This is a genomic window from Rhizobium sp. P1_E1 (assembly GCF_056406015.1).
In genome coordinates this window covers 1-9,707 of sequence record NZ_JBFUAY010000173.1, presented here as the reverse complement: position 1 = coordinate 9,707, position 9,707 = coordinate 1, and the positions used below count along the sequence as shown (strand labels likewise).

At 60.5% G+C, this 9,707-nt stretch carries 9 protein-coding genes; all 9 read left to right on the top strand.

All coding sequences use genetic code 11. From position 1 onward, the window contains the following. The first annotated feature begins 703 nt into the window (after window positions 1-703). Complete coding sequence (locus AC1D1Z_RS30020; protein WP_477852521.1) at window positions 704-1,990, top strand: GGDEF domain-containing protein; 1,287 nt, start codon at window positions 704-706, stop codon at window positions 1,988-1,990. Window positions 1,991-2,167: 177 nt separating this feature from the next. Next, window positions 2,168-2,911 carry a FadR/GntR family transcriptional regulator gene (locus AC1D1Z_RS30015; protein ID WP_018516877.1) on the top strand — a complete coding sequence of 248 codons (744 nt, stop codon included), beginning with the start codon at window positions 2,168-2,170 and terminating at the stop codon, window positions 2,909-2,911. Beyond that, complete coding sequence (locus tag AC1D1Z_RS30010) at window positions 2,895-4,493, top strand: ABC transporter substrate-binding protein (protein ID WP_018245522.1); 1,599 nt, start codon at window positions 2,895-2,897, stop codon at window positions 4,491-4,493. The genes AC1D1Z_RS30015 and AC1D1Z_RS30010 overlap by 17 nt, the downstream gene beginning before the upstream one ends. Window positions 4,494-4,576: 83 nt before the next feature. Then, window positions 4,577-5,536, top strand: a complete 960-nt coding sequence (locus tag AC1D1Z_RS30005) for an ABC transporter permease (RefSeq protein WP_018245521.1) — start codon at window positions 4,577-4,579, stop codon at window positions 5,534-5,536. A 1-nt stretch (window position 5,537) separates the two neighbouring features. Further along, on the top strand, window positions 5,538-6,416 hold the full coding sequence (locus AC1D1Z_RS30000) for an ABC transporter permease (protein WP_018245520.1): 879 nt from the start codon (window positions 5,538-5,540) through the stop codon (window positions 6,414-6,416). Window positions 6,417-6,434: 18 nt separating this feature from the next. Next, entirely contained in the window at window positions 6,435-7,352 is a 918-nt protein-coding gene (locus AC1D1Z_RS29995; protein WP_018245519.1) for a dihydrodipicolinate synthase family protein, read from the top strand. A gap of 8 nt (window positions 7,353-7,360) precedes the next feature. After that, the gene (locus AC1D1Z_RS29990) at window positions 7,361-8,377 is read left to right on the top strand and encodes an ABC transporter ATP-binding protein (RefSeq protein ID WP_018245518.1); all 1,017 of its coding nucleotides are present in this window, start codon (window positions 7,361-7,363) and stop codon (window positions 8,375-8,377) included. Next, window positions 8,378-9,331 carry an ABC transporter ATP-binding protein gene (locus tag AC1D1Z_RS29985; protein ID WP_018245517.1) on the top strand — a complete coding sequence of 318 codons (954 nt, stop codon included), beginning with the start codon at window positions 8,378-8,380 and terminating at the stop codon, window positions 9,329-9,331. Window positions 9,332-9,355: 24 nt separating this feature from the next. Next, window positions 9,356-9,707: dihydrodipicolinate synthase family protein (locus tag AC1D1Z_RS29980; RefSeq protein ID WP_477852519.1), on the top strand; the 352-nt coding region annotated here is incomplete at its 3' end.

The window sequence follows — 9,707 nt, the reverse complement described above, 5'->3', positions numbered from 1 at the left end:
GGCCAAACTGCAAATGATATACTTGATGCACTCCGCCAGATTCAAGGAACGATACGGGCTCGATTGGTTTACTGACGCCGGTGGGAATGCCTTTTCCAGCGTGCTCGCCAGGCTCAGGACGCATTGTGCCGTGCCCCGTTAAACATTGTGCAGCAGCCGTAGCCATCGCGTTGAAGGGGTTCGAACCGTCGACCCGTAGATTATTATTGGATGTTCACGCGGTTGGGGGCAAAGGATCATTGCCTTCGCTAAGGATCGCGACGCGAGTATGGGTTTCGGCCGCTATTTAAGCAAGCGTGGCTTTATTTAAATAAGGAGAAAGCTAAGGTAAGCGCTCTTAAGTAATCTTCGCCACGTTCGACCGCCTTGAACGGATGTGAACCAACAACCCGCCTATTTCCAGAACCTCAGTTTCTCGAAGATGCATATATCGCCTTTCGTCGGATTTCAGCGGGCATCCTCCTCAATCTCGCTTCGGGCGAGCTTTGATCATTGGATGGCCTACCTCATCGAGGATGATTGGGGTCTTGAAAGGAATCGAACGCAAATTCGGCCTGGCACGCGTGAGACTTTGACCCGATATGACACGTTAACGACATGCTGTCGTCCCCTGGTACAAAATCATTRGGGCAAGCATATCGTCTTTTGGGGCGGAATTTGCGGCTCGTCTTGCCTCCGGTCGTCTGCTCCCTAGATCCGACACATGGATACCGAGCGAACCACAGCTCCTATCAAACCGGTAAGGGCGTCTTCGCGGAAACCTCTCCAGAGGTTGAGCCCGGCCATTGTGGAGCAAGTCGAGCGCCTGCTCGGTGGACGCACGCGTGATATCCGCTTCAATGGGGAACTGGCTCAGCTTTTTCGCGAACGCTCCTGGCCGCGGACTGCCAAGATCATCCGCGCGTGGATGGTTTGGGTTATCGTGCTCGACGTTCTGACGTTGGGCCTCAACGCGATCTTGCTTCCGACCGAAACCGTAATGTCGATGCTTTGGCCAGCGTCTATCCTTCCCCCCGCAGCTCTTGTCGCCGCGATAGCCTTCCTGCGGCCGCACGCTTTGTGGGTGCAGGGAGTTTTCCTCCTCTCGGCTGTTTTTCTCATCCTTCTTTCGGTAGCCTTGGTGGGCGTTAACACCGGTGGCGAGTTTTACGAGCGGCATTTGACCATCATGCTCTTTGTGGCCGTCACTGCCATTATCATATTTCCCGTTCCACTCGGTTGGGCGATGACGATCGGTGCAGCTGCCCTCGGTATTTATCTTGTGTTTCAGCTGCGAAATCCGGGCATTGAAGTGGGGAGTGCTCTCGCCGGTACGCTGTTTTTCGCAAGCGGTGTGGCGGCAACCGTCGTTGCCAGACGCACCGCCACCATCTTTGCTYAGAAAACCTTCTTGCTTGAGTTACGAGATCGAAGCCGCCTCGCGGAGCTTACTGACGCCAATTCCCAGCTGGAGTTGCTGGCGCGGACCGATCCGCTGACCGGTGTCGCCAACCGGCGTTCGATGATGGAAACGCTCCATCATTTCTGGAACGAGGACCTTAAACGAACGAGCAGCGCGGCGATGCTGATGTGCGATGTCGATGACTTCAAGCGCCTCAACGATAATCGCGGGCATGCCGAGGGCGACCGTTGCCTGGTGAAAGTTGCCGGCATCATTCAGAGCAGCATGAGAGACGAGCGAGACCAAGTCGCCCGGTACGGAGGCGAAGAATTTCTCGTCTTTCTCCCACGCGCCGATGAACAAGAGGCCCGGCTGGTTGCTGAGAGAATTCGAAGCCGAGTAGAAGCTGCGTCTCTTCCAAATCCTACCTCCCGCGTCGGTCCCTGGGTCACTGTCAGCATCGGAATAGCGATATTGATGGAAAACAGTGAATTCGTGTCCGCAGAGCACATGCAGCGACAGGCCGATGCGGCACTCTACCTTGCCAAAAGGACCGGCCGCAACTGCGTGGTGGTCCATGCTGCAGAGGTCGGTCAAGCCTCCGGCTGAGGTCGTTCCAGGAAAACTGAGCTGTTTGCATCTTGTCGTTCTGGCCCCCAGGAACGACCGCCTCAACCAGATGCGAGCGGGGTTCGGTGTCAATCGTTTAAGCCTGACCATTTGACAGATATCCTACAAGTGGATATGTAATATCCATCTTATTGGCGATGCGAGAGAGTGGCCGGCATGACATTGAAATCGATGAAGCCGCTGACGCGCGCGCCGCTGCTGCATGTCTCCGTGCAGGAAAGTCTGCGCGCCTATATCGACGACAATGGCCTTGCGCCCGGAACCCTGCTTCCGGCGGAAGGAGAGCTTGCCACCCAGCTCGGCGTCAGCCGCAATTCGCTGAGGGAAGGCATCAAAGCTTTGGAATCGCTCGGTGTGCTGGAGACGCGGCGCGGCGTCGGTATCTTCGTGAAGGCCTTTTCCTTCGAGCCGCTTCTCGACAACCTCGCCTACGGCCTCGGCGGCGCCCTGCGACAGATCGAGGAAGTCCTCGAAATCCGACGCACGCTGGAAGTGGGATTGATCAGCAAGACGATCGACGTGATCGGGGAAGAGGACATCGCCGAACTGCGCGCCACCGTCAATCGAATGCGCTCCCATGCCGAACGCGGTGAAACCTTTGCGGAAGACGACCAGCTGTTCCACCGACTGCTGTTCCGCTGCCAGGACAATGAAACGCTCGTGCGGCTGATCGATGTCTTCTGGCTCGCCTTCTACAAGGCATCGGATTTCGTCAATCTTGAAAATACCGATCCGATGGCGACGTGGCGCGACCATGCCGCGATCGTCGATGCGATCGAGGCAAGGGATCTGGAGGAGGCGCGCAGACGCCTGGATCGTCACTACGAGGGCATTGCCCGGGTGATTGCCAACAACAAGACAAGTTCAAACGTGGGAGGAACACATGAAAAGACTGTCTAGATTATCCGTTATTGCGCTTGGCGCCCTGCTGTCGACGGCTGCCGTTCCGGCTCTTGTCGTTTCGGGAATTGCAACCCAGGCTCAGGCAGCCACGCTGTCGGGTGGCTTCGATGTCGGCCCCGGAGGCTTCCAGGGCAACTTCAATCCGCTTGCCGCCACCGCCGGCTTCACCTGGCTCAGCGTCTACTACGAACCGCTGATCACCTATGACGAGAAGCTGCAGAAGGTCGTCGGCGCGCTGGCAAGCTCCTACGAGGTCAGCCCGGACCAGATGAGCTACACGTTCAAGCTGGCGGACGCCAAATGGCACGACGGCAAACCGTTTACCGCCAATGACGCGAAGTTCACCATGACCCTTGCGATGGATGCGAAAACCGGCTCGGTACTCGCCGCCCGATTGAAGGGCATATCGTCCGTCGAGACGCCGGACGATCACACTGTTGTCATCAAGCTCAGCGCACCGAGCAGCAGTTTTCTCGATACGATGACCAAGGTGATGATGYTGCCCGAGCATGCGCTCGCCTCGATTCCGGCCGACCAACTGGCAAAGAACACATGGTGGTCCACCGCGCCGATCGGCACCGGCCCGTTCAAATTCACCAAATACGTCTCGGATCAGTATGTCGAACTTGCCGCAAACACCGATTATCGCGGTGGCAAGCCCGCACTGGAACGCGTTATCGATCGCTATTTCGCCAACCCGGCCGCGGCGATCGCGGCACTAAGATCCGGCGAAATCCAGTTCACCTATGTCGATTCCAACGATGTGCCGACCTTCAAGGACAACAAGGACTTCAAGGTCATCGAAGGCAACTCTTTCGTCGTCAACTATCTCGGCTTCAACCACGATTCTCCGCTCTGGAAGGATGTGCGCGTGCGCCAGGCGGTGATGTACGCGATCAATCGCGATGCCATCATCCAGAGCCTCTATGGTGGTGCGGCCAAGCCTGCCAATTGCGCCTATGTCGCCGAACAGCTGACACCGCCTGATATCGACACCTATGCCTACGATCCCGAGAAGGCCAAGCAGTTGCTGACCGAAGCCGGCTGGGACCAGATCAACGGCGGCAAGCCGATCACGCTTCTGACCTATTACACCACGCCGCTTGCCACCAACGTACTTGCGGCAGTCCAGGCGATGCTGGCCCAGGTCGGCATCAACATCGTCCCGCGCGCCGTCGATGCGCCGACTTATAACAGCATCGTGCTCAATGCGACGCCGGATATTGCCCAGTTCCAGCTGGTTTACGCCGGGCTGCAGAACGGGCCGGATGCCGGAAGCATCAATGTCGGCCTCAACGAGAAGCAGATTCCTCCGGCCGGACCGAATGTCGCCAGGGTTCGCATGCCTGACCTCACCAAGGCACTCGATACAGCGCTGGCCGAGCCGGACAGCACCAAGCGGGATGCTGCCTACCAGGACGTCTGCAAGGTGATGAACACGAACCTACCGTGGGCGACGCTCTGGGTGGCAAACCGCTACGGCATCGTCTCGACCAAGGTGAAGGATTTCGTCTGGACGCCGGCGCCGGGCGGCGGCCCCTACCAGGCCAACCCGCAGAAGTGGTCGATCGCCGAATAGGCGTTTTCCGAAAAGCCTTGAGGGTGGCCTCGGCCACCCTGTCAAGACGGCCTGACAAGACGGCCCGATAAGACGGATTGCCGATGCTCCAATATAGTCTGAGACGCCTGGTGATAGGAATAGGCATGCTCGTCGCCCTGAGCATGCTGATCTTCCTGCTGCTGCGCCTGACGCCCGGCGATCCGATCGATGCCTATATCGATCCGAACCTACCGATGTCGCCGTCAGATCTTGCCGATCTGCGTAGAAGTCTCGGGCTCGATCAACCCTTGCCGGTGCAGTATCTGGGCTGGCTGCAGCAGGCGCTGACGGGCAATCTCGGCTATTCGATCAAGCGTCTCGATCAACCGGTTCTCGGTCTGGTGCTGTCACGGATTGGCCCGACAGTGCTCTTGATGGGCACCGCACTTGTCTTTGCCATCGTCGCAGGCATCACCTTCGGGGTGATCGGCGCCGTCCGCCGCAATTCGCTTGCCGATCTCTCCTTGTCGGTGATTGCGCTTGCCGGCATTTCGAGCCCAGCATTCCTCAGCGCGCTCATCGGCCTTTATGTCTTCTCCGTCCGCCTGCACTGGATGCCGTCCGGCGGCATGCTGACGCCGGGCGAGGAATTCTCGGTGGGCGATCTCCTCCACCATCTGATCCTGCCGGCTGCACTTCTGTCTGTCGCGCAAGCCGCATTGATCATGCGCTACATGCGCGCTTCGCTGCTCGAAGTCCTGAACCAGGATTACGTGCGCACGGCCCGGGCCAAGGGTGTTCGTGAATTCTGGGTCATCAGCAAACATGCCTTGCGCAATGCGCTTCTGCCGATCGTGACGCTGATCGGCTCCGCCATCGGGCTTGCAATCGGCGGCGCCATCTTCATCGAGAGCGTCTTCAACTGGCCGGGCATGGGGCTCCTGCTCGTCGATGCCGTGCAGACCCGTGACTACCCCGTCATCATGGGGGCGACGCTCGTCATCGGCACTTGCGTTATCGTCGTCAATCTTCTGACCGACATCACCTATGCGGTCGTCGACCCGCGCATCAAGGTGGGTTGATATGCTGGCACGCTCTCCCGAACGCCGCAGCCCGGGGCCACTTGCCCGCGCCTTCAGTCGGTTTCTGCTCAATCGCGCAGCCGTTGCCGGCGTCTGCATCGCCACGCCAATGCTGCTGTTGATCCTCTCCTATCCGCTGTGGTGGGCTTTCCGGCCGAACGACATCGATCTCCTGGCGATGAATAGCGGCCCGACGCCAACGCACTGGTTCGGAGCCGACGGCGTCGGACGCGACGTCTTCGCCCGCGTGCTCGAAGGTGGCCGGATTTCGCTCCTGGTCGCCGTCGCATCGACCGCGCTTTCTGCAGTCATCGGGTTTCTCTTCGGGGCCATCTCGGCGCTTGCGGGACGTTGGACGGACGCCGTCTCGATGCGCTTCGTCGACCTGGTGATGACCGTGCCGCCCGTCATCTTCCTGCTTGTGCTCGCCTCGATCGCTGGTACCGGCATCTGGCCGACCGTGATCGTCATCTCGCTACTTTCCTGGCCGCTGCTTGCGCGCATGATCCGCTCGCGGCTGCTGGAATTGCGTGAACGCGACTTCGTCCTGGCCGCCCGCGGCATGGGCGCTGGCATCGGACATCTGCTCTTTCGCCACGGCCTGCCGAACTCGATCGATATCCTCGTGGTCTATGCGACGCTGCAGATCGCCAATGCCATCCTGCTCGAGGCCGGCCTGTCCTTCCTCGGTCTCGGCATCGCCCCGCCGGCGGCCAGCTGGGGCAACATGCTGAACGCGGCCCGCTCGACCGCCGTGCTCGAACAATATCCGTGGCAATGGCTCTTCCCCGGCGCCGCGCTCATCCTTGCCGTCCTGGCAATCAATTTCATTGGCGATGGCCTCAGAGATGCCTTCGACCCGCGTGCCGAACTGAACTGACAATCGAAAGAAGCGAAAATGACCAAATTCAAGGGTGTCGTCCCTCCCGTCGTAACCCCGCTCAATCCGGATTTCACCGTCGACTATCCTTCGTATACGCGTGTGCTCGAGCACCTGATCGATGCCGGTTGCCATGGCGTATTCGTCCTCGGCTCGACAAGCGAGGTGATCTTCCATGACGAGAAGACCCGGCGGGAAATCATCGAACATTCGGCCAAGGTAGTGAATGGCCGCGTGCCGTTGATCGTCGGCGTCATCGATCCGACCACGGATCGCGTCATCGCCCACGCAAAGGTTGCAAAGTCCGCCGGTGCCGACGCGGTCGTCGTGACGGCGCCATTTTACACAGTCACCAGCCAGTCCGAGATCCTCGATCACTTCCGTTATGTCAGAGACGCGGTGGACATTCCGCTGATCGCCTACGACATTCCCGTTTGCGTTCACGTCAAGCTGCAGCGCCAGACGGTCGTCACGCTTGCTAGGGAAGGCGCGATTATCGGCCTCAAGGATTCCAGCGGCGACGACGGCAACTTCCGCTATGCGCTCCTCGACCTTGCCGAACACAAGGACGTCTTCCTGATGACCGGCTCCGAGATCGTCGTCGACACCGCCTTGTTGATGGGGGCCGACGGCGTTGTCCCCGGTATCGCCAATGTCGATCCGCACGGCTATGTCCGCCTTTGGGATGCTGCGCAGCGCGGCGACTGGGTCGCCGCGAGGAAGGAACAGGAGCGCCTCTGCCGCCTCTTCGAAATCGTTTGGGTCGCGCAGGGCCGCGTCAGCGGCGGCGCAGCGGGGATCGGCGCTTTCAAGACCGCCATGCGTAGCCTCGGCATCATCGATTCTGCGGTCATGCCGCGGCCGCGTGCCAGCCTGAACGAGACGGAAACGGCACGGATCGACGAGATCCTGCGTGCAACCGGCCTGCTGAACTGAGACGACTGATGGAACAAACCGCCGAACCCGTTCTCGACATCAAGGGATTGCGAACGATCTTCCGTACCCGCGGCGGCGAGATCACGGCGGTCAACGATATCGACCTGACCGTTGCCGCCGGCGAGACGCTTGCGCTCGTCGGCGAATCCGGCTCCGGCAAGTCGGTCACCAGCCTGTCGGTCATGCGGTTGCTCACCCGCAATATCGGCGTGATCGCCGCAGGCAGCATCCGCCTCGCGACCAGCGGCGGCGCGGTCAGAGATCTCGTTTCCCTCGACGAAGAGAGCATGCGCAGGATCAGGGGCGACGACATCGGCATGATATTCCAGGAGCCGATGTCGAGCCTCAATCCCGTCTTCACTATCGGCGACCAGATTGGCGAGCCGATTCGCATCCATCGCGGCGCCGACCGCAAGGCGGCGATGGACGCAGCCGTCGCGTTGCTTGAAAGCGTCGGCATACCGGACGCTCGACGCCGTGCCGGCCAATATCCGCACGAACTGTCGGGCGGCATGCGGCAGCGTGCGACGATCGCCATGGCGCTCGCCTGCGATCCGGCGCTGCTGATCGCCGACGAGCCGACCACGGCGCTCGACGTGACGATCCAGGCGCAGATTCTCGACCTGCTTCTCAAACTGCAGCGTGAGCGTGGCATGGCCATGCTCTTCGTCACACACAATCTCGGTGTCGTCGCCGAAATCGCCCACCGCGTTGCGGTGATGTATGCCGGCCGAATCGTCGAAGAAGGGCCGGTCGGCGAGGTTTTCCGCAATCCCAAGCATCCCTACACGATGGGCCTTCTCGCCTCCATGCCGCGCCTTGGCGATGCAGCGCGGATGAAACAGGCCGGCGAAAAGCTCGCCGCCATTCCCGGCATGGTCCCGAGCCTGATGAACATCCCGAGCGGCTGCGCCTTTTCCCCGCGCTGCAAATTCGCGATCGATGCCTGTCGCGTCGCGGTTCCCGCGCTCGAACAGGTCAATTCGCAGCACCGCAGCCGCTGCATCAGATGGAAGGAGATCTAGATGAGCACCCCCCTGCTCTCCGTCCGCGACCTTTCGAAACACTATACTTCCCGTGGCACGCGGCTGAACATTCTCCAGGGCATCTCCTTCGATCTCGGCAAGGGTGAAGTCGTGGGGCTTGTCGGCGAATCCGGCAGCGGAAAGACCACGATCGGGCGTACCGTCCTTCGCCTCGTCGAGCCGTCGTCTGGCAGCGTCCGCTTCGACGGCACGGAACTCACAGCGCTTTCCGCCTCCGCGCTCAGACGACAACGGCCGCGCATGCAGTATATTTTCCAGGACCCCTTCGCCAGCCTGTCGCCGCGCATGACGATCGGCGAGATCCTGACAGAAGGCCTGAAGATCCAGGGGATCGGCACCGCCCGTGACAGGCTCGAACGGGCGCGGTCGGCACTGGCCCAGGTCGACCTGCCCGCCGACGCGATCAATCGCTACGCGCATGAATTTTCCGGCGGCCAGCGCCAGCGCATCGGGATCGCCCGTGCGTTGACGTTGTCACCCGAATTCATCGTCGCCGACGAGCCGGTTTCGGCGCTCGACGTGTCGATCCAGGCGCAGGTGATCAACCTGCTGCGCGAACTGCAGCAGCGGCTTGGCCTGACCATGCTGTTCATCTCGCATGACCTCGCCGTCGTCGAATATATCTGCGACCGGGTGATCGTGCTCTATCTCGGCCGCATCATGGAAGTCGCGCCGAGTGCCGATCTCTATGCGAGACCACAGCATCCCTATACGCGCGCCCTGCTCTCGGCGATTCCGTCGCCCGATCCGGATGCCCGCCGCAACAGGCAGATCCTGAAAGGCGATATTCCAAGCCCGGCCAATCCGCCGAGCGGATGTGTCTTCCGCACGCGCTGTCCAAGCGCGCTCGATGCCTGCGCCGGTACGATCCCGCAATTGCGGGAAGTCGCTCCCGGCCACCTCAAGGCCTGTATCCGCGACGACCTCAACTGATCCGCCATCCACCGGAGACAATAGATGAACGCGACGACGCCACATCCCGCCATCGGCGGAAACTGGGCGAGCCTGCTTCTACCGATCGCAGCCGATGACAGCATCGAATTCGACAAGCTCGGTGAAGAGATCGATATCCTCATCGATGCCGGCGTCGATGGTATTTATTCGAACGGCACTGCCGGCGAATTCCACAATCAGACGGAGGAGGAGTTCGACAGTATCCAGGCAATGCTGGCCGAACGCTGCAAGGCTTCCTCTATGCCATTCGTCATCGGCGCCTGCCAGCCCGATCCGCTGATCATGCTCAATCGGGTCCGCCGCGCCGCCGCGCTCGATCCCCGCGCCATTCAAGTCATATTGCCGGACTGGTGGC